This window comes from Pseudovibrio sp. W64 (assembly GCF_001623145.1).
Lineage (GTDB): Bacteria > Pseudomonadota > Alphaproteobacteria > Rhizobiales > Stappiaceae > Pseudovibrio.
This window is the reverse complement of the sequence record NZ_LMCI01000002.1, coordinates 200779-222613: the sequence shown is the minus strand read 5'-3', so window position 1 is coordinate 222613 and position 21835 is coordinate 200779. Positions and strand designations below refer to the sequence as shown.

20 protein-coding genes are annotated in these 21835 nt (G+C 50.4%); 12 read left to right on the top strand and 8 right to left on the bottom strand.

Annotated elements, in window-relative coordinates:
- Positions 1-223 precede the first annotated feature (223 nt).
- A complete protein-coding gene (gene xseA, locus PsW64_RS01835; RefSeq protein WP_063302497.1) occupies positions 224-1759 on the bottom strand; it encodes an exodeoxyribonuclease VII large subunit in 1536 nt (511 codons plus the stop codon).
- A 196-nt stretch (positions 1760-1955) separates the two neighbouring features.
- Here xseA and PsW64_RS01830 point away from each other — a divergent pair, with 196 nt between their 5' ends.
- The 4 genes from PsW64_RS01830 to PsW64_RS01815 all read left to right on the top strand — a co-directional run bounded on the left by PsW64_RS01830 (position 1956) and on the right by PsW64_RS01815 (position 6816).
- A complete protein-coding gene (locus tag PsW64_RS01830; RefSeq protein ID WP_082830985.1) occupies positions 1956-2684 on the top strand; it encodes a 16S rRNA (uracil(1498)-N(3))-methyltransferase in 729 nt (242 codons plus the stop codon).
- Positions 2685-2707: 23 nt separating this feature from the next.
- Positions 2708-4543 (top strand): adenylate/guanylate cyclase domain-containing protein, encoded by a 1836-nt coding sequence (locus tag PsW64_RS01825; protein WP_063302496.1) that lies wholly within the window; start codon positions 2708-2710, stop codon positions 4541-4543.
- 146 nt (positions 4544-4689) lie between these two features.
- Positions 4690-5508: a hypothetical protein gene (locus PsW64_RS01820; RefSeq protein ID WP_208980509.1), complete on the top strand. Its 819-nt coding sequence runs from the start codon at positions 4690-4692 to the stop codon at positions 5506-5508.
- A gap of 429 nt (positions 5509-5937) precedes the next feature.
- The gene (locus tag PsW64_RS01815) at positions 5938-6816 is read left to right on the top strand and encodes a LysR family transcriptional regulator (RefSeq protein WP_063287123.1); all 879 of its coding nucleotides are present in this window, start codon (positions 5938-5940) and stop codon (positions 6814-6816) included.
- Positions 6817-6952: 136 nt separating this feature from the next.
- Here PsW64_RS01815 and PsW64_RS01810 read toward each other — a convergent pair whose 3' ends face one another.
- Complete coding sequence (locus tag PsW64_RS01810; RefSeq protein ID WP_057463768.1) at positions 6953-7276, bottom strand: DUF1127 domain-containing protein; 324 nt, start codon at positions 7274-7276, stop codon at positions 6953-6955.
- Positions 7277-7470: 194 nt separating this feature from the next.
- Here PsW64_RS01810 and PsW64_RS01805 point away from each other — a divergent pair, with 194 nt between their 5' ends.
- Positions 7471-8370: a LysR substrate-binding domain-containing protein gene (locus PsW64_RS01805; RefSeq protein WP_057463767.1), complete on the top strand. Its 900-nt coding sequence runs from the start codon at positions 7471-7473 to the stop codon at positions 8368-8370.
- A gap of 50 nt (positions 8371-8420) precedes the next feature.
- On the opposite strand, the gene PsW64_RS01800 is transcribed toward PsW64_RS01805, so the two are convergent.
- From PsW64_RS01800 to PsW64_RS01790, 3 genes are all read right to left on the bottom strand, one after another.
- Entirely contained in the window at positions 8421-9359 is a 939-nt protein-coding gene (locus tag PsW64_RS01800; protein ID WP_063302494.1) for a DMT family transporter, read from the bottom strand.
- 125 nt (positions 9360-9484) lie between these two features.
- Positions 9485-10108, bottom strand: a complete 624-nt coding sequence (locus PsW64_RS01795; protein WP_063302554.1) for a hypothetical protein — start codon at positions 10106-10108, stop codon at positions 9485-9487.
- A gap of 85 nt (positions 10109-10193) precedes the next feature.
- On the bottom strand, positions 10194-11378 hold the full coding sequence (locus PsW64_RS01790; RefSeq protein WP_193757737.1) for a Na/Pi symporter: 1185 nt from the start codon (positions 11376-11378) through the stop codon (positions 10194-10196).
- 258 nt (positions 11379-11636) lie between these two features.
- Here PsW64_RS01790 and PsW64_RS01785 point away from each other — a divergent pair, with 258 nt between their 5' ends.
- The 3 genes from PsW64_RS01785 to PsW64_RS01775 all read left to right on the top strand — a co-directional run bounded on the left by PsW64_RS01785 (position 11637) and on the right by PsW64_RS01775 (position 14241).
- Complete coding sequence (locus tag PsW64_RS01785; RefSeq protein WP_208980525.1) at positions 11637-12434, top strand: transporter substrate-binding domain-containing protein; 798 nt, start codon at positions 11637-11639, stop codon at positions 12432-12434.
- A gap of 173 nt (positions 12435-12607) precedes the next feature.
- On the top strand, positions 12608-13432 hold the full coding sequence (locus tag PsW64_RS01780) for an amino acid ABC transporter permease (RefSeq protein WP_063302493.1): 825 nt from the start codon (positions 12608-12610) through the stop codon (positions 13430-13432).
- A gap of 110 nt (positions 13433-13542) precedes the next feature.
- A complete protein-coding gene (locus PsW64_RS01775) occupies positions 13543-14241 on the top strand; it encodes a type 1 glutamine amidotransferase (protein ID WP_063302492.1) in 699 nt (232 codons plus the stop codon).
- 101 nt (positions 14242-14342) lie between these two features.
- Here the strand turns inward: PsW64_RS01775 and PsW64_RS01770 are convergent, their stop codons facing one another.
- Together PsW64_RS01770 and PsW64_RS01765 are read right to left on the bottom strand one after the other, a co-directional pair.
- Positions 14343-15245 carry an MBL fold metallo-hydrolase gene (locus PsW64_RS01770; RefSeq protein WP_063302491.1) on the bottom strand — a complete coding sequence of 301 codons (903 nt, stop codon included), beginning with the start codon at positions 15243-15245 and terminating at the stop codon, positions 14343-14345.
- A gap of 15 nt (positions 15246-15260) precedes the next feature.
- Complete coding sequence (locus PsW64_RS01765; RefSeq protein ID WP_063302490.1) at positions 15261-15926, bottom strand: DsbA family protein; 666 nt, start codon at positions 15924-15926, stop codon at positions 15261-15263.
- Between the two features lie 95 nt (positions 15927-16021).
- Between PsW64_RS01765 and PsW64_RS01760 the strand changes: the two genes are divergently transcribed.
- Positions 16022-16927 carry a LysR family transcriptional regulator gene (locus PsW64_RS01760; protein WP_063302489.1) on the top strand — a complete coding sequence of 302 codons (906 nt, stop codon included), beginning with the start codon at positions 16022-16024 and terminating at the stop codon, positions 16925-16927.
- 14 nt (positions 16928-16941) lie between these two features.
- Here the strand turns inward: PsW64_RS01760 and PsW64_RS01755 are convergent, their stop codons facing one another.
- Positions 16942-17835 (bottom strand): LysR family transcriptional regulator, encoded by an 894-nt coding sequence (locus PsW64_RS01755; RefSeq protein WP_057463758.1) that lies wholly within the window; start codon positions 17833-17835, stop codon positions 16942-16944.
- Between the two features lie 101 nt (positions 17836-17936).
- Between PsW64_RS01755 and PsW64_RS01750 the strand changes: the two genes are divergently transcribed.
- The 3 genes from PsW64_RS01750 to PsW64_RS01740 all read left to right on the top strand — a co-directional run bounded on the left by PsW64_RS01750 (position 17937) and on the right by PsW64_RS01740 (position 21713).
- A complete protein-coding gene (locus tag PsW64_RS01750; RefSeq protein ID WP_208980507.1) occupies positions 17937-18866 on the top strand; it encodes a tyrosine-protein phosphatase in 930 nt (309 codons plus the stop codon).
- A gap of 135 nt (positions 18867-19001) precedes the next feature.
- Positions 19002-19982, top strand: coding sequence for a DUF2332 domain-containing protein (locus tag PsW64_RS01745; RefSeq protein WP_063302487.1), 981 nt, complete (start codon positions 19002-19004; stop codon positions 19980-19982).
- Positions 19983-20165: 183 nt separating this feature from the next.
- Positions 20166-21713 (top strand): hypothetical protein, encoded by a 1548-nt coding sequence (locus PsW64_RS01740; RefSeq protein WP_063302486.1) that lies wholly within the window; start codon positions 20166-20168, stop codon positions 21711-21713.
- The last annotated feature ends 122 nt before the right edge of the window (positions 21714-21835 follow it).

The following is a 21835-nucleotide window of genomic DNA, read 5'->3' as shown; positions in this document are numbered from 1 at the left end:
CCGATCGTAGCAATGCCTGGTGAAGGAGGTGGTAGATGGATGAAGCTTGAACTTAAGTTCAAAATAGAAAAAGCACGGAACAGACTGGTCCTCTGGTTCCGTGCAATTCTAAAATAAGCCATCGGGAAAGGGGGCAGTAGCTCCCTTTCTCTTCCTCAATATAGTCCTGATCTCTTAATTACGCAATAATGAGGATATAGAGGGTACTCCTCCGTGATCACTTCTAAAACAAATCGCCTTGTGCGTCTGGATCAACCACACTTTTCTTCTTTCTTGGAGGAGGCTTAGCCTGCTTTGCTTTCGTCTGAGCCACATGCTCTTCCAAGTTCTTTGGAGGAGAAGTCGGCTCCGCAGTAGCCTCAACGACAGGTTTTGACACTGGCCTTACTGCTCGTGGCGGTGTTGGTGTTACACCACCTCCATCGGCCACAGCTCCAACAGTACCACCCTTCATCTCAAGCTTCAGGGCTTGCCCTGCCTGAACATCCTGTGCGCTAGCCAGTGGAACACCAGCCTCATCACGCACCACTGCGTACCCGCGCTCGATCACCCGCACATAACTTAGCGATCCTAAAAGTCCGGCAGAGTTGGTGAGACGTAAACGCTGTCGTTGTACCTGGTTAGAAAACGCTGCAACAGCTCGACCTTTCAGCACCTGAAGGCGTTCTCGTCCTTGCGCAACCTGACGCTCAAGCGTGATTGGGCGCAATCCGGAAGAAACTGCTGTCAGAGAGTTCCGGTGGATTTGCGTGTTCATCTTAAGGCCGTGTTCTAGACGGCCTGCCACCATATCAAAGCGCTGGCGTGGAAGAGCAAGAAGGTCTCGTGGGGCTGGAAGCGCGGCACTTGCTGCCCGTAGTTCTGTCCGGCGTGTTTGGATCAAGCGCAACAGGCCCGTTGAGAGACGACGAGATAAATCGTCCACTTGGGCGGTCATCTCAGCCTTTACCGGAACTGCAAACTCAGCTGCACCAGTTGGTGTTGGTGCACGCACATCGGCGGCCAAATCAATCAGTGTCCAGTCTGTCTCGTGACCAACAGCTGAAATCAGTGGAATTTGGGAGTCTGCTGCCGCACGAACCACAGCTTCGTCATTAAAGCCCCAGAGGTCTTCAATCGAGCCACCACCACGCGCAACGATCAGAACATCAGGGCGTGGGATCGCTCCGTTGGCCTCAAGTGCGTTAAAACCGCGAATACCAGCTGCAACTTCGGAGCCGCAACTCTCACCCTGAACGCGAACTGGCCAAACCAAAACATGCAAAGGAAAGCGGTCGCTGATGCGGTGCAGGATGTCGTGAATAACCGCGCCAGTTGGGGACGTAACAACGCCAATCACACGTGGCATACGTGGTAAGGCAACCTTGCGCTCTTCTGCAAACAAACCTTCTGCCGCCAGTTTGCGCTTGCGCTCTTCCAGCAGTGCCATCAGCGCTCCAGCGCCGGCTGGTTCAAGGCTATCAATCACCATCTGGTACTTGGATTGCCCGGGAAAGGTGGTGATTTTACCCGTCGCAATAACTTCAAGGCCTTGCTCTGGCTGCACCTTGAGCCGTGAAGCATTGCCACGCCAGATAATGCCGGAAAGCACGGACTTATCGTCTTTTACATCCAGATAGATATGCCCTGAAGCTGGTTTGCTCACACGGCCCAACTCGCCCCGTACACGAATATAACCAAACTTGTCCTCAAGCTCGCGTTTGATATCACCGGAGATCTCGGAGACGGTATATTCAGCAATGTTGGAGCGTTCAGACAATGTCAGACTTCTTTCATATGCGGCAAAAAGTAAACCATTCTCTCTTAGTGTAGCCCGCGACAATTGCAAAGGGGAACCGTGAGAAGCGCTTCGACCTGTTGAGACATTGAGTTCTCACCAGCAAATCTTTAAGCGCAAAGTGGTATCTGCCGTGTGCTTGGCATATGGTGCCCCCATGTCCCGCTATGAGTTTCGCATGCAACGCTTATTTGTCGATCAAGATCTCCGCGCAGGCCTTCAATTGGAGGCAGACCGCGCACAGGCCAACTACCTTCTGAATGTCCTTCGCATGAAGGAGGGAGGCGACGTGCTCGTCTTCAACGGCAAGCATGGAGAGTGGCGGGCTCAGATACTGCCGACTGGGCGTAAGTCCTGTCAGTTGATTGTGACTGAGCAGCTGCGTGAGCAGACACCAATGCCAGACTTGGACTATCTGTTTGCACCGCTGAAACTGGCGCGTCTGGATTACATGGTTCAAAAGGCCGTGGAGATGGGAGCAGGGCGCTTACGCCCGGTGCTCACCCAGTTCACCCAAAACCCAAAGGTGAAGATGGAGCGCATGGAATCCAATGCGCTTGAAGCCTGTGAACAGTGCGGCGTGCTTTCAATCCCCTCCGTAATGGAGCCGCAGCAACTTAAGAAACTTCTTTCTACGTGGGAGCAAGAGGAAGGGGATCGTCAGATTATCTTCTGTGACGAAGGCCATGGGATGCACAATCCGTTGGATGTACTGAAAGATGTTCCTAAAGGACCTCTGGCCGTATTAATCGGCCCGGAAGGCGGTTTCTCCGAGGAAGAGCGAGCGCTTTTGCATAGCAAACCATTTGTACATGCTATCCCGCTTGGCCCACGGATTTTAAGAGCAGACACAGCTGCCGTAGCGGCTTTGGCCGTTGTTCAGGCAAAATTGGGAGATTGGTTCTAAGGTACCTCCAAATGGAGGCCTGAATGGACCTGAACAACAAGACTGCTGACGCTGAAAAGCAGCCCCAAAAAGAGAGCTCAAAAAAGAAAGACCGCAAGAGATGGCGCCTGTCCATCTCCGCCGTCTTCAGCATTGGTGCGGCGATGCTGCTGGCCTTAATTGGCGGTTCCATGCTCCTTTATGTATCTGTTGCCACAAACCGTCAGACAACCGTCATTATGCGCGAAACCGGGGCTCTCATTGTCGAACGTGGTCTTGAGGTTGTTGAAGATTTCTTCCGCAACGAAGAACGGATGGGGCTGCTGGCGGCCGAAGTCCTGTCAGATCCACTAATCTACAACGCGCCTGTAGCTTTGCGTGAGCAGTTGATTTCCATCCTATCACGCCAGACCAATATAAAGCGGATTTCCTACACTTTCCCGACGGGGCGACGGATCTCGGTTCAGTTAGATCACGCGAGCCAGCCGGTTCAGCAGATGATGGTCATGCCTCCTAATGAACAGGATATGGAAGTCGGCAATCATCGCTGGGCTCCTCCGTATTACGATGAGGGCATAGGCGAAACGTTTATGCAATTTGCCGTCTACATCAGAAATCCGGTCGACAACACAATCTCTAAACTCACGTTGGATTATCCAATATCTCTACTCGGTCAACTGATGGCTCGCATCAAATGGCGGGCTTCTCAGATTCCGTTTATCCTTTATGGACGAGATCAGGTTCTGGCGAGCTCTGAGCAAGCGTTTCTGAGCTTCAAGCCGAGTAAGGCAAAGCCGATCCCATTAATCTCAGATCTGCAGGACACACCTCTGAGCAATATCTGGTCCGAAAATGCCAACCGCAGGTCTCTCAACACCAATTATAAAGCCCACATCGACACAACCACCCATGGCACCTATCTGTATCTTTATGACGATTTGAGAAACGGAAATCGCTTCCCCATAATCATCGGAAGCTATGTATTAGCGTCTGAGTTCAGTGTTCCCTTCGAGAACCTGCACAAGATCTTTGTTGCAGCCACGGCTTTTCTGGCTGTCGGTGTGCTTCTTATGTTTTTGATTGGCCGAAGACTTGCAGGACCGTTTGTGGCTCTCGGAACCCAAGCAAATGCTATCCGTAAACTTAATATGGAAGGGCTGAGTGCGCTGCCAAGATCGCGGCTTAAAGAGGTAGATCAAGCCAACCAGGCCTTCAACTCAGCAGGCGTGGCTCTGAGTGCATTCTCCAGATATGTGCCTAAGGACCTTGTCAGAGTGTTGCTGGAACGAGAATTTGAAGGTCTCAACAGCACGGAGCTTCGCGAGATGACAATCTTGTTCTCTGATATCGCTGGGTTCACTGGTGTTGCCTCTAAGCTGACAGCAGAAGAGACCACGTCCTTACTCAACACGCACTTCCAGGAGCTTGCCGATTGCATAAGCCACACCCATGGAACCATCGACAAATACATTGGTGATGGTTGTATGGCGTTTTGGGGAGCTCCGGAAACCATGGAAAACCACGCGCAAGCAGCTATTGATGCAGTACATCTCATTGCGCAAAGGCTGGAGACAGAGCTTAAAAACGAGGAGGGCGCGACTGAAAAGCCACGATTGCGTATAGGAGTTCACACAGGAACAGTCGTTGTCGGCAACATCGGTGCTATTGAACGGATGAACTATACTGTGGTTGGAGATGCAGTGAATGTGGCTGCACGTCTACAGGAGCTTGGCAAAACGGTGGATCCTGATGCCAGAGTGATTGCCCTTGCCAGCAACGCGACGGTGGACCATCTCAGGGATAAATCTCATACGAAACATTTGGGAGATTATCAGTTGCGTGGGCGTGAGGAGGCCGTTGATGTCTATCGGATTGTTTAGAGCGGGCATCACTATTGAACTCAATTCAATCAAATTTCGTCTCTTAGACATAATATTTGCAGAATACTACATCCAAAATTAGGGAAATGACGTTACGTCTGATGAGTGATTAAATAGCCGTGAGAAGCTTACGAGGGGAAAACCTCATGTTACGACATCCCAATAACAATATGTTTTCCCTTATGGAAATGCTCAGCCAAAACTATGCAAAAGCCTATAAGGACTACTGTGAGACCAGCCACGGTTTTATGCCCTTCATGCAGAAAGAGGAAACACCCTCTGGAAAGTCGGGTGCAAAATCTGCAGATGTTCCTGAGTTTCCATACATGAATTGGGCTGATCCGTCTAAATGGCAAGGTATGACCGGATTGCCACAGCAGGCTATGCTCTCTCAAGTCATGAGCATGTTCAGTGGTGATAAAAACATCAGTGCAGCCATGCAACGCCACCTCAGTCGCAAAGATGCCATGAATGTTGAAAGCTGGATGGAGCTAATGCCCATTTTACTGATGCTTTCCTATGGCAACATGATGAAGAATTATCTGGCAGGGCCTCAGCGCACTATGATGGAGGCCTACTTGCAAGGCTTTGCAAAAGGATGTCCAGAGTTACATCAGGACACGGATGCTGCGCGTAATCCAATCTTGGATGCGCGGGAAGCTTTCTGGTCGCAGATGATGCCATTAGAAAATCCGATGCTTGAATTCTGGACAAATGCTCTGCAGGGTACAAGCTCAGCTTCTGAAGAGCACAATGAGTCACCAAAAGAATCTACAACGCAAAACACGCGAGCCAAGAAGCCATCGTCTCCGGGGAATGGATCAGGCCGTAAGGCACATCAATCCACTGCGAAGGAATCGGGTGGGCCATCCTTGTCTGGAGGTTTGGCAGCAATGCAACAAGCTCAGGGCGAGGCTTGGCAGCAATATTGCGACGTTTTTTGGCCAACTCGATCTCATAGGTAACAATATTTCACATATACCTGAGGATAACTTTTTGTGATGAAGATCACTAATTGAGGAAGTTGTTTACTGCAATTTCCTCCGTTTCCGTTCAGACCGAGAGTTCAGAACTAGCCTGATCGTCCAAGCTAGTGCAAACCGACATGAATTAATCTAGCATAACTCTCTATCTCAGAGAGAATTACTAGGTGTTTTTTATATCGTAACTCCAAGTCGATTGATCTCTTTCGGATTTTATTTTGACTATTGGATTCTTTCGAGAGTCTAATCCAGAATAAGAGCAAGTTTGATTATATGAAATATTGTGATGAGTCGCCTTAAGCTCCCTAAAAGAGGGAAACGACTGCGATAATAAAGTATTATATTCCAACTCTCGGTTTTCTTTCCACCAGTTTGCTGTATATTCATATCAAATTGTTATGGATTGGGGACATGACAGCACTATTAGACTTAGATTCTCTGCGAACTCTGGTAATGATTGCGGATACTGGGAGCTTCACAAGAGCAGCAGAAGAACTTGATAAAACGCAATCAGCGATTTCCATGCAAATGCGTCGCATGGAAGATAAGCTTGAGCGCACGGTCTTCCGGAGAGAAGGGCGGCACTCAAAACTGACAGAGGATGGTGAGCTACTGTTGCGCCATGCCCGTCAGATGCTGCGTTTGAATGACGAGACATTAGCTATGTTCTCGGAACGCGAAGTGACCGGTAAGGTTCGTCTTGGTCTTGCGGAAGGCATTGACGAAACCAGAACCGCAAAGATTATCTTCGAGTTCTCTAAGAACAATCCAAAAGCTGAAGCATCCATCGTCTGCGCACCGGCAGCAGATCTTCGTAAGGCTTTGGGAGAAGGCAAACTGGATCTTGCCATCATCGGCAGCCTCGCAGATGAAGCCGAAGCTGGTGAGGGGAGTGTTCTTTCCAGCGAGCGTCTCGTTTGGGCAGCTGGCAGCAATTTTAAACTTGCCAGTGAAAGAGAATTGCCATTGGCTGTTGGCCTGGAACAATGTCGCATCCGAAAAGCTGCTGTTGAAGCGCTTGAGGATGATGAACGCGCATTCCGTATCCAATACAGTTCAAGCAATCCAGGTCTTGTTGAAATGACAGCAGCAAGCGGTATGGCAATCACAATTCAGCCGCGCTCATCTCTTGTTGCATCTGATGCTGGGCTGCTGGAACTGGAAGGCCTGCCGCAGCTACCAAACTACGTGGTCAAGCTGGTTCGCGGTAAGGAAAGCCATTTCAAAGCAGCAAACGCTTTGAGTGATTATCTGGCGAAGTCCTTTGAGAAAACCGCAGCCTCTGCCTGAGTGGTTTACAAAGAATAAGTCCGAGTTATCGGAAAAGAAAAAGGGCCTGCGCATTGCAGGCCCTTTTCATATGTGGGTGATGAATTTTTGGCGGTTCAATTATGGGTAGAGCCGCCAATTCAGGCTCCCACAAAAATTATGCGCGCTGGCGACGCTTTTCCATTTCAGCGCAGCGGCGTTCACTGGCGCGAATACGCAAATGCCAGCTTGGGTCTTTACCATCACCAGCAGAAAGCGCGCTGAAAACGTCATCGCGGGTAATGCCGATGTCGTCCAGCATACGGTCTTCCAAGCGTGCAAGTTCAACCATTGCGCGACGATCCTGGTAGTGTTTCCAGAGCTTTAGAGGCAAAGCTGTCAGCAGGTGCAACGTGTGAGCCAGCGTCAGTGGTTCAAAGGTGCCTGCATTAGCGCGATTTGGGTTGCGATATTCAGAAGGGGTAGGGAATGCAAGCGTCATGGTATCACTCTCCCGTTTGGATAGGCTGCTCTGGCCATCCATTGGAACTGGTATAGGGGGTTAAAAAAAGAGGGAACGGTGTCGTTCGATGCGTCAAATATCACCGAAAAGTTGTAGACAAACAAGAGAATGTTTTCGATTGAAATCCATTCAAGATCGTGATTGATTGATCATCGTAAAATGGGAGGGGGCCCATGCCTTATTCGATCGATGTTGATCAATTGAGAACATTTCTGGCCGTCGCAGAATTGGGAAGTTTTACCAAGGCTGGCGATGCCGTACATAAAACTCAGTCCGCTGTTTCCATGCAAATGAAGAAGCTTGAGGAACGTATCGGACAACCAATATTTGTGAAAGACGGACGTAACTCTAGGATAACAGAGCACGGAAGACGTCTTGTCGAATATGCGCGGCGCATGGTTGCTTTAAATGATGAAACGCTCTCTGCGTTTCATGAACCTGAGATCGCCGGACGCATCCGACTCGGGCTGCCAGATGACTACGCAGAACGACTGTTGCCACAAGTACTTGCAGCATTTAATCGGCTGAACCCTTGCATCAATTTGGATGTGGAATGCTCCAGCTCAAATGAAATTGGGCGGCGAATCCAGAAGGGTGATCTGGACGTGGGAATCGTCACCAGTGGTGACTGCACCAGCGTACCGGGACAGATTGTGCGCCGTGAGCCTCTTCAATGGATAGGCTCTCGTGAGCATATCGTTCATGACCAGCGCCCATTACGTCTTGCGGTTGGCCCAACAACGTGTTCATGGAGACAGGCAGGTGTTGCCGCGCTTGATCATTTGAACGTTCAGCATCAGGTGGTGTACACCAGTGCCAGTGCTGCAGCTCTTGCTGGTGCCGTAAATGCCGGACTAGCGATCGCAATCCTGCCAGCCAGTGCGTTGCGTCAAGGGCAACGTATTCTTGGAGAAAAAGAAGGCCTGCCGCCACTGCCACCTTGTGACATCACCATCATCAGATCTCAAATGGCAATTGAGCCGGTTCATGATGCGCTCTGCCATCACATTGTAGCGTCCATTGGCAATGTCACGATGGAATATAACGGAATGGAAACGGAAGCCGCTGAGTAAGCGACTTCTCTATTGAAATGCTTCAAGTCCGGTGGTTCAAAACACCGGGCTTATTTTTTGGCAGAGCGGCTGAGCACGATCCAGTTACCACCCAAAGCAAACATCAAGCCAAGAATGGATGTTGCAGTCCAGGTGTAACCTTCCATCACCGTGGAAACGCCAAGCGCCACGATCGGGAACATCACTGTCGCATAGCCTGCTCGCGCAGAGCCGATCCGGCCCAGCAATGTCAGATAAGCCCCAAAGGCAACGATAGAGCCGATGACCACCATATAAAGGAAGCTCCAGATAAACTCCGGCGTAAACGGAACCTCAAAGCTGGCACCTTGTAGCAGGCCGTTCACACCAAGAAGGCCAGTGCCGTACACCATACCCCATGCACTGGCTGAGATAACCGAGATCTTTTTGGCAGTCGCACGTGCAGAAACGATGTTGCCAAAACAGAAGCTTAAGGTCCCCAAAGCACATAGACCAAGCCCGCCCAACGCTGCGATATTCCAGGTACTGCCTGCAATCTCTTGATAAAACATCAGACAGATACCAGAGAAACCAAGAACAGCACCAACCACAAGCGCACGGCTTACTTTTTGTTTAAATAAAACGAAGCCAAGGACGATGTTGAACACGGATGCAAGCGAAAACACCACCGACAGCAAACCTGATGGCAGCTCTCGTGAGCCATGATAAAACAAAAGGAAGTTGGTTGAAAACAGCAGCAGACCAAGCCCCGCAAAGCTCAGATGAGCCCGCAGCGGAAAGGCCATCTTATGACCGCCAAAAATGGCCCAGCCCCACATTAGGATTGTCGCAAACAGAAACCGCCAGAAAAGTGCAATCTCAGGGGTAATGACCGCCTGCAACTTCAAGGCGTACCAGCTGAAGCCCCACGCAAATACGGTTGTGCCATAAAGGGCGAGATCGAACATACTAAGTGCTTGAGGCTTTTGAGAAATAGCAATGCCTGCATCAACGTCGCTAGCACTTGTCATGAAATATTCCTGCCAATTCAAAGTGTTCCAAGCAACTTCCTGCATGAAATCGCGAGATGAAACAAATGAATAAACGTCATCTATTCATTTGGAAAACGAATGATTTAGAGGTCTATAGGTCAGTATTAGAGATTAAAGATGCCCCATTTGGGGCTGTAGCCATCTCTCAGGATCGCAATGATCTGTGGCGGCGTAATAAGAGTAACATCCTCGGGCAACTCCCGGTCAGCCGCCGTGTATCCCTCAAAACTCCAGCTCCACCATTTACGGTTCCTCAGAGCATAAAACTTGTCGCCACAATGAACCACAGCACCTTCCGGCCAATTCTCGTGCGGATTGATCTGCGGAAGGGAAGCCGGTGATTTCTTGTGGCCGCACCGTTGGGAATGCAAAACCAGATCCATTTCGTCAGAGCTTGGGGGCACCTCTAATCCTTCGCAGCATTTCCAATGCTCAGCAAAACGACGTGCATCCTCCTTGCGGCAGAAGAAACAAGGACGATGGCCCGCGGCCAGCGCGGTCACCTCGTCAAAGAAGAAGAGTTCCGTATAAAACTTGCCCCAGACATCACGGTGCCAGTCTTTATAGGTCGTAGAGCAACACAGCCACCTGCGAGAGGCATGTGTTCGGCCAGTCAGCTTCTGCGTCTCTGGATCATGAATACGGCCACCACGATTGCCCATGAACATGCCACGGGCAGGGACAGCACACAGCTCACCATCGGGAGCAACACGGTTTTGCAAAGGCATAACAACAAGCTCATGTAAATAGAGAACAGCTTTTGGCACACGAAAGAGCACAGCGCTGCAATAGGGAAAGATGACTGGAGTTAGGTTATCTGCTCAGTAGGAAGATGCCAAGAGCGGGGATCAAAAAGAAAATGCCGACCACATAGCTCGCGGCCACCACAAATCGGCGTGCACCCAAGTCACCAACAAACTCAGCAAGGCGTACTGGCAGATAACGCGTGAATGGCAAACTGTAGATCAGCACAACACCCAGTACGTTATAGACCAGATGAACAATCGCGATCTCAAACGCCAACTCACGCTGACCAGTCACAGCAAATGCAGCCAGAATTGCTGTTAAACAAGTGCCAATATTTGCGCCAAGTGTGAACGGATAAACCTGCTTTGTTGTCAGAACACCAGAACCCGCCAGCGGAACAATAAGGCTGGTTGTTGCTGAAGAAGACTGCAGCAGCAAGGTCGCAATCAGTCCTGTAAAAATGCCGGAGGATGGAGCGACAGACGTCATCGTCTCAGCCAGACGACGTGCATGTCCGGCAAGAAGCAACTTGAGCAGCTGGCTCACAAACGTGATGCTGATAACAATCATCACAAAACCAATTGCCGCAATCACGAGGCCGTTCCACGGTTGCGCCAGCCCATAGGCTAACTCACGGATTTCTCCAATGACGGGCTCGGTTAAGTAATTGACGAAGTTGAAGTTTGCGGTGATCAGATTGTCGGCAGGATCGAGCGCCGTAAAGAAATCACCAACAGCCATCGCGATTTTCTGCAAAAAGCCAAAGGCCAGCTCCAGCGGTAGAAAGATCAGCAGGCAAATCAGGTTGAACGCATCGTGAACCGTTGCCGCACTAAAGGCGCGCCGGAAATCTGCACGGTCCCGCGCATAACCAAGGCTCACGAATGTGTTTGTGAGTGTCGTTCCAAAGTTAGCCCCAATCACAATAGGAATAGCAATGGAGATAGGCATTCCTGCCGCAACCAAGCCAACCACAATGGACGTGGTGACAGAAGAACTCTGCACTAAAGATGTGGTTAGAACGCCAACCAGCACGCCTGCAATTGGATTGGTAGCATAGGAAAAAATCTGCTCGGCTGTCTGATGACCAATAGCAACAAAGCCCGCTTCAATGAGGCCAACAGCACAAAGAAGAAAATAGATCAGGAATCCGACAGAGATCCAGTTGAGCAAACTTATACCCAGTGGCATGTGGTGCTCATCCTCAAGATAGGGCTCGTCGTTGTTCAGGGGATCTTTTTGCACCGACATATCCGTCTATAAAAGTTCACCACGACATTTAGCCGTATCTTCTAACACCAGTAGCACAACCTAGGAAATCACCAAGGCTTTCGTTGACCGTCTCTGCATTTGCAGGGTAAATACTCAAGCTAACTACGGTATTTTACAGGTCAATCACCTGCATCCTATTGCTCACTGATCGGCTAACTGTCAACATCTGCCGGGTGTGATTCTGCCAGATTTTTCTACGTGGTGGCCAAATTTTCCTTGGAGGGGACATACCCGATGATGAAGAAATTTAAACTAGCATTAGCAACTCTTGCTCTTTCTGTCGGTTTCGGAGCAGCAGCTTCCGCTACGGATCTGCCAGATCTGAAGGGCCGCACCGTTGTTGCAGTAACCGAAAATGCATACACACCTTTGAACTTTGCAGACCCCAAGACCGGTGAAGGCATCGGTTGGGAATATGACGCGTTCAATGAAATTGCGAAACGCCTCAACATGAAGGTCGACTGGCGCTTGGCCTCATGGGACAGCATGATTGAAGCTGTTCGTCAGGGCCAGTTTGATGTGGGCATGGATGGTATCACCATCAACGAAGAGCGTGAAAAGCAGATCGACTTCACCGATCCTTACATGACCTCCGAGATGTTCATGTTGGTGCGGGCGAATGAAGACCGCTTCGACAACTCTAAAGCTTTTGCTGACGATCCGGGCTTGTTGGTTGGCGCGCAGCCGGGCACCACAAACTTCTACACCGCTGTTTATGCTGTGTTGGATGGCGATGAAAACAACAAGCGCATCCAACTGTTCGAAACCTTTGGTGCTTCTGTTCAGGCATTGCGTGCTGATGATGTCGACATGGTGCTGATGGATGCAACTGCAGCAGCAGGCTATATGGGTGCATCGCCAGACAGCTTTAAAGTTGTTGGCGGTCCAATCGGCTCTGAAGATTTCGGCTTCATTCTGACACCAGGTTCTGATCTGCGTGAGCCGATCAACGCAGCACTTAACTCCATGCGCGAAGACGGCACCATGGATGCTCTGAACCAAAAATGGTTCTTCGACTATAAGTCCAAGAACTAACAATAACCTGGTTGATTTTGGCGGGTACTTGCGACCCGCCATTTTGTGTCTGGGTATTGCAGAAGCGTCGAAACCGATTTTCGCACGCAAATACACCCAACAATCTGCTTCTGGTATGACTACGGATTTCCGAATCTCTTCAGGAAATTCAAACGAGATTTAAAGGAAACGCGATGGGCATGCGTTCTGCCACAAGATCCCGGTTGAACAAGCTTCCATGGTGGTTGCTCGCATCATTTGTTCTCGCAGTTTTCTTTCTCTGGCTCATCGCCGCCAACGGTGATTATCGCCAGATCTTTGAGACCCTTCTCAGAGGTGTCGGCATTACCCTGTTTGTCACCTTTGTCTCTTTCATTATCGCCAGCATTGTAGGACTCGTCATCGCATTAGGGCGAGGGTCTAAACACCGCGCTATCCGCGAGTTGTGTTCGTTCTATACCGAGATCATGCGCGGCGTACCCATGCTGGTGCTGCTCTTCTACATTGCCTTTGTTGGTGCCCCACAAATGGTTGCAGCTTACAACTGGATCATGGGGCCGCTGATTGAATGGGAGATCGTCGACAAGCTGCGGGTGCGCGATCTTTCCATGCTTTGGCGTGCGATCATTGCGCTGTCCATCGGCTACTCTGCCTTCATTGCTGAGATTTTTCGCGCAGGTATTGAGAGCGTGGATGACGGTCAGCTTGAAGCTGGTCGGGCACTTGGCCTTTCCAGATGGCACACGTTCCGCTTCATCATCTGGCCGCAAGCACTCAAGAACATCCTGCCGCCACTTGGAAATGACTTCATCGCACTCATCAAAGAAAGTGCGCTGGTCTCTGTGCTTGGTGTGCAAGACATCACCCAGCTTGGTAAAATCTATTCTGCCTCCACATTTCAGTTCTTCGAAACTTACAATGTGGTTGCGTATCTCTACCTCATCATGACAGTCTCGCTGTCTCTGGTCGTTCGCGGTCTGGAACAACGCATGAAACGAGCCTTTGAAAACGAAGCTTAGAACCTGTCCTTAAAAAGCCCACAGAGGTTTTCGGACGAGTTTCTACCAAACAATGATAAATGCGGCATGCCCAACAAAGAAGGCACAGCTGCTTATGACAGGAAGTTGGAATGACCGTTCTCGTTATTGAAAACTGCGAAAACGTAACCCTTGGCCTGCTGGGTCAGGCGCTGGATGAAGCGAAAATGCCGATCGATCTGCGTATCATGGCAGAAAGTGATCCTCTCCCATCAGACATCTCTAAGTTCAGCGGGCTGGTTGTTCTGGGCGGTTTGCAGCATGCCAGAGCAGATGAGGAGTTCCCATTCCTGAAAGGCGTTTGTGACACGATCCTCGCATTTCACGAAGCTGATAAGCCGGTGATGGGCATCTGCCTCGGGAGCCAGTTGATCGCACGCACATTCGGCGGCGAGAACATTTTGGGCAATCCGGTGGAAGCTGGCTGGCTACCACTGCAAGTCTCAGAGCAAGGTAAACAAGATCCGGTCATCTCCGCCTTCGAGGAGGACGACCACATCTTCATCCTGCACACGGATACTTACACTCTGCCAAAAGACGCCGTACATCTGGCATCCAGCGAGATGACACCCAATCAGGCCTTCAAAATGGGCCGCGCTACATACGCCATCCAGTTCCATTTCGAGTGCTCTGTCGATCAGGTGAACCATTGGAACGGCTGCTTCCATGGTCCAATCAACGAACTGGTACCGCACTGGAACGAAATTCTGGAAGAGCAGGGCCCAAAGTTCGGCCCAAGAGCCGACGCGTTGGGGCTGGAAATCTCCCGCCGCTGGATTGCTCTGCTGTAAGAAAGGCGAGTAGCAAGAAATGTGCTTGTGCCTCAGTAGCTCAATTAGAAGCAACGACAGGGAAGCCCCCGCAGAAAACTGCGAGGGCTTGAAGCCTTCGATTATTCAGCAGGCCATTTCATCTCGCCCATCACCACCTTGGCTCCAAGAGCAAGGTCACTGGTTCTGCGCTCTTCCAGTGCTGGAAACTCTGTCTTCATGAGCGTCACCAGTTCATCAGAGTTTGTTGCAAGAGCGGCATTTTTCTCAACCGCAGCCACATAGGCCTTGGTAAAGGCGATAGAACCCACCGTCTGGCTGTTGGTGTTACCAAGAAAATGCCCAGGGATCACACGTTTCGGGTTCAGAGCAAGAAGATCATCAAGACTCTTCTGCCAATCCTTACGCTTCTCTGAGGTTGGATTATCAGCCTGCCATATATGAGAGTTGTCATAGACCAGCACACCGCCAACCACAGTACGTTCTGAAGGAACCCAAAGACTGGTGTGGGACGGGTCGTGTCCATCAAGACCAACAATCTCAACTGGAGTTCCATCCACCTCAAAGCTGTTGCCATCAATGACCTCAGGAACGATCAACTCCTGTGGTGCATCATCTTTCAGGATCGGTCCCCAATAAGCAAACTTACCCTCAATTGTGGCTTTGATCTTCTCTATCGTCGGCTGCGTGGCAACGATCTTCGCATCAGGAAAGGCCGCATGAAGCGCATCCAGACCGAAATAGTAATCAGGATCACCATGACTGATGTAAATCGATGTCAGCGTCTTGCCACTTTCCTTAATGATTGAAATTAAGTTCCGGGCATCACGGCGCTGAAACTGCGCATCCACCAATACAGCTTCCCTTGGGCCTTCAATCAACACTGAGGTAACTGGGAATAAACCCTCATCACCCGGATTGTAGACCTCAAAGGTGAGGACAGCAGTATCCTGAGCATAGGTTGCAACAGGCGCAAGAGTAGCGGTTGCTGCAAGGCTCGCAGCAAGAGCAAAAGACTTTATCATTTGTTTTCCTTAGGGTTAAAGAGCAGGAGAGCCCTGCTGAATGCTGTGAGAGAAGTTGTTCAAAGCTTCCGTTAGTTGCTCGGAAGAGCCGTAAAGCAAATCAGAAGGCAGCAGCACGCGCTCGCCGAACATGTCTGCAACAAGTGTTGGCACACCACGCGCACCCATCTGGTTTAAAACCACCTGTCCATAAGCAACGCGCTGTGAAGTCTCCGCCTCAACAGACGTCATATGGTCTTGAAGCAGAGTGGCAGCATCTACAAAACCTGCACCGGAAAGCAGATCCAGCAGGATGGAAAGGTCGGTGATGTCTTTGCCTTCCACATACCGGGCATCTTGGATGAGCTTCAGTGCCTCTGGCCCTCTCGCTGGTTCCACGATTGAGCATGCTGTCATGGCAAGTGTCGCAAATGTTGAGTCTAGCGTTTGTCTCTCACCATTTAGAATCTGGCTTTGATAGGCCCGGCTAAATGTCTGCCCTGTCAGCCTCGCAATCTTCTGGTCACTGGCCCACGCATAAGATGCAAAAGAATGGTCCAGAGGGCGAGCTCCAGCACCGCTAAACAAGCCCGCTGGTAACATCTCAACCTCGTAGTCCTTCGCCAAGTCCGCCAGTCTGGGAGTTGTGCCGTAACACCACCCACATAGCGGATCGTAGATGTAGAGGAATGAGTGCGTCATAAGTTTCTCCTTGTTGCAGGGGAACCTAGGACAACTTGACTATCTGTAGAATACAGATAATTTCGACATACTGTCTGTAAAATAGAGACAATTATATGAGCCTCTACAATCTCAACCGCCTCCGCCATTTTGTTGAAGTCGTCGAAAGTGGTTCCTTCACCGCAGCAGCGAAAAAGCTCGGCCTGGGAAAAGCCATCGTCAGTCACCAAGTCGCAAAACTGGAAGACGAGCTCGGCGCAGCCTTACTGGTGCGTACAACACGCTCTCTTCAAGTGACAGAAGCAGGGCAGCGGTTTTATGAAAACGCCGCAGAAATTCTCGATCAGGCAGAACGAGCGGTGCAGGAACTCCAGCATGAACAAGAGGTTCCCAGCGGTTTACTCACAGTGACAGCGCCAGAAGATTATGGCCAGTGCGTTGTCGCCAAAGCGCTCATGCGATTGAGGGTAAAATATCCAAAAATCAGGGTCAATGCGGTCTTCACGGATGAAAAGTTGGACCAGCTTAAAGAGAAAATAGATGTCTCCATCCGCGTTGGTTGGTTGGAAGACAGCTCTGCTATCGCAAGGAAAATAGGCAGTTTCCAGCAGTTTACTGTGGCCTCACCGCAATATGTTGAAGCGATGGGACCGGTCTCAACACCAACCGATCTGCAAGATAAAGACTGGATCTACCACTGCAAGCTGCCTGCGGGAATATCGTGGCAATCAGCTGAAGGGGAGGAGGTGCAATTTGTACTCCAAAATCCGCCGATCACAGTCTGGAACACACTGACTTCGCATGCATGTGCTCTCAGTCACGGCGGTCTGTGTCTCCTCCCGTCCTTTCAGGTCCGCGAAGATCTGGCATCAGGCCGCTTGCAACGGGTTTTGCCGGACTGGCACCATAAGGAAGGCGGAATTTATGCGCTCTTCCCAAACAGCCGCTTTCGCCCAGCCAAGACCAGGGTGTTTGTAGAAGAGCTGATAAAGACGCACAAAGAGGCTCGCGATGTGTTTTGAGAAAGTCGCTGACGCTAAACCCAAGTCTTCTGGTGCAGCTGGCACATCCGGTTGATCAACCATTTACAGGCAGGGGCTTGCGCCTGCTGTTTGCCCCAGACAAGAGAGACCTTGTTAAGAATGGCATTCTGCTGAAAATCATAGGAAAGCTCTTTCAGCGCACCAGCCTTCACCTCATCATCCACCATCTGCGCAGGCAACTCTGCCCAGCCCACACCGCCATGCACCATGGTGTGTGCCACGCGCGGATTATCTGTAATCAGCAGATGCGGCCCTTTCTGACGTGAAAACTCAGGTGAGTTTCGGTCAGTCTCTGTCCCAGAAATAATCTGTCTGTATCCGCGCAAGTCCACCAACCGGACTTCCTTCAGTTCGGCGAGAGGATGGTCCTTGTGGCAAACCGGAATCCGGCGCTCAAATCCAAGCCCACGGAAGTGGTAGCCTTCCTTGTAGGGGTGCCGCTCGATAATAATCCCCAGTTGAGCGCTCTCTTCCGTCAGCCTGGAAAATACATCACCAAAAGAGGTGGTTTGTACATGTAACTCCACCTTCGGAAACTGCTTGTCGAAATCATGAAAAACCTGATTAATCTCAGAAACATAGGTCCCATACTCAAACACCACTTTGAGGCTGCCTTCCGCCCCTTCACAAAGGGCGCCAGCCTTCACAAGCAAGTCCTGCCTGCTCTGCAAAATGGATCTTGCATAATCCAGTAAGGAAACACCCGAGACAGTCAGCTCTGCACGGTAACTGCTGCGATCAAAAAGATCGGAGCCAAGATCAATCTCCAGATTGGAAATCGCAGCGCTTACAGCGGATTGCGCCTTACCCAACCGCCGTGCCGCAGCAGAAAACGATCCTAACTCAGCGGCAGTCACAAACGCTTCCAACTGGTCAACACTGGGCATCCAACCTCAACACGATCTGAAATTCTGATGGAGTTCAACTTTACTGCATAGGTCAAACTGATCTTTATGTCACCCAAATTTGCAAACTGAGAGGAATGACCATGCGAAAAATAATCGGGCTGGCAACCGCAACAATGATTGGCTCACTCATGACGTCAGGGCTCGTCATGGCAGAAACGATGCCGTGCGAAACCAAACTGCCAATTGACATCCCCTCCAATTGCGATGCCATCAAGGTTATGAAACCAATCGAAAAACTGGAGAACTTTCGCCCACTAACCACACCGAAAAATGGTCCGGCTTTAAAGCCGCAAACAGTCTTTCGCTCTGACCAACTGGACAACCTGACAAAAGCTGATCAGGAAAAACTCAGTGCATTGGGCATTGAGACCATTGTGGATTTGCGTGCTCCGGATGAGTTGGAGAAACACCCCAACAAACATATTTCGACAGTAGACTTCAACATCAATCTGCCAATTGGCTCAGACCCGGCAGACGTTGAAAAAATCATGCCTTTAGATGTAGCCTCGCAAATTGGCCCTTTATGGTTCAGCGGAAAGTTTGATGAGATTGACCAACTGCTGAAAGACCATAATGTAAACCTCTACAACACCCGGATTGATCGCTATAAGGACTTCGCCCGTAAGTTTACACCGCAGATCTCCCGCTTCATGCATGTGTTGTTGGAAGAACAGAACTACCCATTGGTGTTCCACTGCGCAGGCGGCAAAGACCGCACCGGTTATGTGGCAGCTGTACTGATGTTGTCTCTGGGCTTTTCTGAGGAAGACGTCATGCGCGACTACCTCACCACCAATCTCTACACTTATGATGAACTGAGCAAGTTAGTCGCGGACGGCCCGCACTCTCTCCGCCCGGCTTTCGGTGCACATAAAGAGCAGATCACGGCTGCGCTGCAAGCGGTGAAAGAAGACTACGGCAGCTTTGACACCTACCGCCGCGAAGCATTGGCCATTTCTGACGAAGAGCTGGCCCTCATCAAAAAGAACCTGCTGGCAGACCCAACCTAAGGCCTCCCAGCACCCCTCGTGCTGCCTTCCCCCAACGTTGGTGGCACGAGGTTCCTCAAGCAAGTTCTACGAGAGGTTCATTTGCGCCAGAAGGCATATCCAGCCTAAACTTCCCTTATGTTTTAGGGGAATTTCATGACTGTATTATCTTCAGCAATTGAACACGGATATCTGGGATTTGCTTCCTACGAAGCCAAAGATAACTCACCTGTTTATGAAGAATGGGCGACTCATGTAGCCAGCTCGCCAATCTTCCATGATTTCCTGATGGCATTGCCAGAAGCCAAACAGCAACCCAACCTCCTCTTCGCAGCCATTAGATGGGTCACAGGACGCGTTCCTGAAGTGACAGAGCTGGATGAGACGCTGAAGCTTCATGGAACAGCAATCAAGCATGAGATGATGAATCGCAGCACGCAGACCAACGAGTCCGGTCGCTGCGCAACGCTCCTCCCACTGCTCGCCCGCCTCCCACAACCTCTTTCATTGATCGAAGTCGGCGCCTCCGCTGGTCTTTGCTTGCTGCCGGACCACTACGCCTACGACTACAATAACGGTGCACACACACTAGCGCCTGGGACGAACACATCCGATACACCAGTGTTGCACTGTCAGGCGACCGGCAATGTTCCTCTGCCAACCAAGCTGCCAGAAGTTGTCTGGCGTGCAGGGCTAGAACTGAACCCGTTGAATCTTCAGGATGAGGACACCGCAGCATGGCTCCAAACGCTCGTCTGGCCGGGGCAGGAGGACCGCTTACACCGCCTGCAAAAAGCAATTGCAGTAGCAAAGCAGCAGAAAGTCCAACTGGTTAAAGGAAACCTTCTCGAAGACCTGCCAGCCTTGCTGGAACAAATTCCAGCGGGCACCACACCTGTGGTCTTCCATAGTGCTGTTCTCGTCTACATCCGCGACATTAGCAAGCGAGAAGCTTTCGTCGATCTGATGCTCAACTCCAACGCCCACTGGATCTCCAACGAAGCACGCAGCGTTATCCCGCAGTTTGCCGAAAAGGTTGCGGGGCCGCACCCAACTGGCAAATTCCTCCTCTGCGAAAACGGCACACCCCGCGTCTGGACTGGGCCACACGGGCAGTCAGTAGAGTGGATTGAGTAGAGGCTTGCTAAAAGCCTCTGCACACCATCACAGCATTTAGCTCCAGTTTGAGGGAAAGTACGTAAATTCCAGAAAGCATTCATTTGAGAGGACGTAGTACTTTACTGAAAGCGTGAAAAATACTGGTGTTCGCCTCATTAAATAGTTGGTGGGAGGCAAACACTCATGCTTAGGAGTTGATGGATGCCCCCGCAAACACTGAGCAAACAAGAGCATAAATGGGCCAACGACATGGCTCGTCACCTGAACCTGACCTTTGCTGAAGAGGGGGGCGAGCAGGTCGGACAACATCACCAAGTCGATGTTGTGAACGCTCCTACAAGTCTACTGGAAAAACTCGCGTCCATGGAGAAAGCGGCAGATGCTCTGAACGCAAACACGGAGTTGATCAAGAACCAAAGCGCTGTTTTCTCACCTTTCAAAAAAGCAGGGCAGTCTGCACGCTCGGGTATTGCAGCTGCACGAAAAGAGCTGAAAGGCCGAAAGCCCCAAAACGCGGAGGCGAGGCTTTCCAAAATTCAAGAGAACGTTTCCTCTATGGAGCAGCTCATTGCTGTTGCTCAGTCCAATCATAAAGGTTTGGAAGCGCAGATCCCTTGGGTGAAGGAAGACCTCGCGCAACTGGCACTTGAGTTACCTGTTGTTGACAGCCTTGCCATTGCTAAGAAAATCCCGAGCAAAAAGCACAAGAAATTCCTCAGTCTTGACCAGGAAGCCAACGGTCTGATCAGTGAAGCTGAGACCCTTTGTGAGAACCTTCAGGTAGATGCTGCGAACAAGGTCTTGAAGAAGCTCAATAAGACACTTCAGGCCTATCAAAAGGAAGTTGATTGGCTGCACGCTCTGCCCGAAGTTACTGGTGTCGGAGCTAGCGAAAGCCCGCGTGTGTCCAAGCTCGACAAACTTGCTGCTGCATTTATGCGAAAAAAGACTCAGGAGCATAAAGTTGAGCTGGTCAAAGCTGAGCCGGATGAGAAGACGAAGGCTTTTCTTAAGACTTGGAACAGAGAGAATTTCTCTGATCCTTCCGAAAGGCTCGACCTCCAAAAAAGAGGCGGCTGCAAAGCACCTTTCAAGTTCATCGTTCGAACAGGTTCAATGGATGATTTTATCAATCAAAAGGGCTGTTTTTCTGCTCAGGGAACCGAGTATCTGGAGAATAAGGATGCCATTTGTACGTCCGTTGTGACTGATGAAAAATGCTTTGTCTACGGAGCCTTTGGCGTCATCTTGGATGTCCCGCCACAAAACGTACTGGTCTCCAGTCCCGATGATCTCATGAGCGAGCTTAATATTGGCCGCAAAGACAAAAAAGACAGAATGGTCAATGTTACACAAGAGCAAAACGAAAAGCTTCTCGATGTGCCAGACCATGTTCGCAACGGTTACTTGAAGAATGAGCTGGACAGATACCAGTACGATAAACGCCAGCAGAATGTCGATGACTTGGTCGACAACACCTACTATGCGCATAACGAGGTAATCGTTTCATCTAAAGATGGTATTCAGCATAAGCAAGGCGTAGACGCAACTGAGCCCATCAAGATCAATGGAATCTTTCTCATAGACGCTGAACCCTCTCCCGACACCATCGCGTTTCAGGAGTTTGAAGGCAAAAAGGCCCTGACCAAGGAAGAAAAATACCAGATCTTCATGGAACACGCCGAAAAGGTAGCCAAAAACCTCGGTGTACCGATCCTGTTTTTAGATGGTGAGAGCACGATGGCTTAATCATCTTAGACCAGGTCAGCTGCTTGATGTTGGCTCTGCCAGCTCCCACAGTGCGGTGTAACCTTCCATGAAACTTAATGAACTGCGTCCCTGCGTAACTGAGCAAACATAACAAAAAAAGC

Excerpts from the sequence above, each read along its gene's own strand:
- PsW64_RS01830 (WP_082830985.1), top strand. The coding sequence starts at position 1,956 with ATGCAACGCTTATTTGTCGATCAAGATCTCCGCGCAGGCCTTCAATTG.
- PsW64_RS01825 (WP_063302496.1), top strand. The coding sequence starts at position 2,708 with ATGGACCTGAACAACAAGACTGCTGACGCTGAAAAGCAGCCCCAAAAA.
- PsW64_RS01820 (WP_208980509.1), top strand. The coding sequence starts at position 4,690 with ATGTTACGACATCCCAATAACAATATGTTTTCCCTTATGGAAATGCTC.
- PsW64_RS01815 (WP_063287123.1), top strand. The coding sequence starts at position 5,938 with ATGACAGCACTATTAGACTTAGATTCTCTGCGAACTCTGGTAATGATT.
- PsW64_RS01810 (WP_057463768.1), bottom strand. The coding sequence starts at position 7,276 with ATGACGCTTGCATTCCCTACCCCTTCTGAATATCGCAACCCAAATCGC.
- PsW64_RS01805 (WP_057463767.1), top strand. The coding sequence starts at position 7,471 with ATGCCTTATTCGATCGATGTTGATCAATTGAGAACATTTCTGGCCGTC.
- PsW64_RS01800 (WP_063302494.1), bottom strand. The coding sequence starts at position 9,359 with ATGACAAGTGCTAGCGACGTTGATGCAGGCATTGCTATTTCTCAAAAG.
- PsW64_RS01795 (WP_063302554.1), bottom strand. The coding sequence starts at position 10,108 with ATGCCTTTGCAAAACCGTGTTGCTCCCGATGGTGAGCTGTGTGCTGTC.
- PsW64_RS01790 (WP_193757737.1), bottom strand. The coding sequence starts at position 11,378 with ATGTCGGTGCAAAAAGATCCCCTGAACAACGACGAGCCCTATCTTGAG.
- PsW64_RS01785 (WP_208980525.1), top strand. The coding sequence starts at position 11,637 with ATGAAGAAATTTAAACTAGCATTAGCAACTCTTGCTCTTTCTGTCGGT.
- PsW64_RS01780 (WP_063302493.1), top strand. The coding sequence starts at position 12,608 with ATGGGCATGCGTTCTGCCACAAGATCCCGGTTGAACAAGCTTCCATGG.
- PsW64_RS01775 (WP_063302492.1), top strand. The coding sequence starts at position 13,543 with ATGACCGTTCTCGTTATTGAAAACTGCGAAAACGTAACCCTTGGCCTG.
- PsW64_RS01770 (WP_063302491.1), bottom strand. The coding sequence starts at position 15,245 with ATGATAAAGTCTTTTGCTCTTGCTGCGAGCCTTGCAGCAACCGCTACT.
- PsW64_RS01765 (WP_063302490.1), bottom strand. The coding sequence starts at position 15,926 with ATGACGCACTCATTCCTCTACATCTACGATCCGCTATGTGGGTGGTGT.
- PsW64_RS01760 (WP_063302489.1), top strand. The coding sequence starts at position 16,022 with ATGAGCCTCTACAATCTCAACCGCCTCCGCCATTTTGTTGAAGTCGTC.
- PsW64_RS01755 (WP_057463758.1), bottom strand. The coding sequence starts at position 17,835 with ATGCCCAGTGTTGACCAGTTGGAAGCGTTTGTGACTGCCGCTGAGTTA.
- PsW64_RS01750 (WP_208980507.1), top strand. The coding sequence starts at position 17,937 with ATGCGAAAAATAATCGGGCTGGCAACCGCAACAATGATTGGCTCACTC.
- PsW64_RS01745 (WP_063302487.1), top strand. The coding sequence starts at position 19,002 with ATGACTGTATTATCTTCAGCAATTGAACACGGATATCTGGGATTTGCT.
- PsW64_RS01740 (WP_063302486.1), top strand. The coding sequence starts at position 20,166 with ATGCCCCCGCAAACACTGAGCAAACAAGAGCATAAATGGGCCAACGAC.